General features: G+C 69.9%; 2 protein-coding genes. Both read right to left on the minus strand.

Annotated elements, in window-relative coordinates; translation table 11 throughout:
* Nucleotides 1-594, minus strand: a 594-nt coding sequence (locus FVW27_RS14740) for a Crp/Fnr family transcriptional regulator (RefSeq protein ID WP_243838484.1), incomplete at its 3' end; no start/stop codon positions are given.
* 310 nt (nucleotides 595-904) lie between these two features.
* Nucleotides 905-1,772: S-methyl-5-thioribose-1-phosphate isomerase (gene mtnA, locus FVW27_RS14745; RefSeq protein ID WP_167126505.1), on the minus strand; the 868-nt coding region annotated here is incomplete at its 5' end.

The raw sequence follows: 1,772 nt of genomic DNA on the forward strand, positions 1-1,772 counted from the left end.
GGTGTGGGCCGAGGGGGCGGCAAGGACGTGCGGGGGCGCGTCGCCGGGTGCCGATGCCGCGCCCGCGGCGGCGGGAGCATCGTCCGCCGTGTCCACTGCGGCGAAATCGGCTGGATCGGTGGGGTCGGGGGCGGGAGCCCTTTCGGCCTGCTCCAGCAGCAACGAAGCCAGACGGGTGTTGCTGTCGCGGAACACCAACCCCTCGATGAGAAAGAAGGTGGAGCGCAGCATCTGCCCCAGCACCCGCACCATGATGGCCGAAACCTCCGGCAGGTCGGTCATGCGGCGGCGGAAGGCACGGGTGTCGGCCAGCAGCACCTCGCCGTCGGCCAGGGCCTGTACGTGCGCCCCGGTATGGCTGCTGTAGATGTCGCCCCGTTCCAGAAAGGCCAGGGTGAATTCCTTGCCCCCGTATGAAAGGTACACCCGGAACCGCCCCGACTTCACCACCAGCACCAGGTCTTCCTGCTCGTCGGGCCAGAAGATGCCTTGTCCGCGCGCCACCCGGCGCACGGAAAACATCTCGCGCAGGGGCGCGCTTTCGGGGCGCTCCAGCGCTTCCAGCAGGTCAACGTCGGAAAGCTTCATCATCATGGCGGTGGCTCCTGACGTTCCGGTGCGGCGATGGGCGGTGGCGGTGGCGGCAGATGCGGAACGTACGTGGCAGCATGGCACAGCCGCCTGCCCGGAGCAACGCATCACCTGAGCGCCGCAGATGCGCGGGTGGGGCATTCGTGCGTGGAAAAACCGCGCATCCCCGCGCCTTCGCCACGCTGCGCTGGCACGGGGATGCGGAAAAAGCGGGAGGGGGAGAGGTGGCAGAGGACAGTCAGGAGACCGTCCAGGACGACCGGCAGGCAGCACGCGCGGCGACAGGCCGGGATACCGCCCGGCGCGTCTCGCGCTACTCCAGCCCGGCCTTGCGAAACGCCTCGGCAATGCTCTCGGCGTACGGGGGGCGCAGCACGCCCACCTCGGTGACGATGCCCGCGATGAGCGCGGCGGGGGTCACGTCGAAGGCAAAGTTGTACACCGGCACCCCGTCGGGGGTGATCTGGGTGTCGCCCACGTGGGTCACCTCGCGCGGGGTGCGGTCCTCGATGGGAATGTGGTCGCCGTCGGGGGTGTTCCTGTCGATGGTGGACAGCGGCGCGGCCACGTAGAACGGCACGCCGTGCTCGCGGGCCAGCAGGGCCACGGAATAGGTGCCGATCTTGTTGGCGGCGTCGCCGTTGGCGGCAATGCGGTCGGCCCCCACCACCACCTTCTGCACCATGCCCTTGCGCATCAGGTGGCCGCAGGCGTTGTCGCAGGCCACGGTGACGGGGATGTGGTCCTCGTGCAGTTCATAGGCGGTCAGCCGCGCGCCCTGCAGGAAGGGCCGCGTTTCGTTGGCGATGACCGAAATCTTCTTGCCGGCGTCCACCGCGCCCCGGATGACCCCCAGCGCCGTGCCGTACCCGGCGGTGGCCAGCGCGCCCGCGTTGCAGTGGGTCATCACCGTGTCGCCCTCGTCGATCAGCGCGGCGCCGTGGCGGCCCATGGCGCGGTTGATCTCGATGTCGTCGCGATGGATGCGCCGTGCCTCCGATTCCCACAGTGAGATCAGCGTGGCGAAGGGCGCGTGCCCTGCGGTCTTCCATACCTTGCGCATGCGGTCCACGGCCCAGCGCAGGTTGACGGCGGTGGGCCGCGCCTTGGCGATGCGCTCCAGCAGGCCGTCCAGCACCGGGTGCCAGTGGTCGCCCGCCTCGGCGGCCTCGTACGCGGCC

It is taken from the genome of Nitratidesulfovibrio liaohensis, from assembly GCF_011682075.1.
GTDB classification, from domain to species: domain Bacteria; phylum Desulfobacterota; class Desulfovibrionia; order Desulfovibrionales; family Desulfovibrionaceae; genus Cupidesulfovibrio; species Cupidesulfovibrio liaohensis.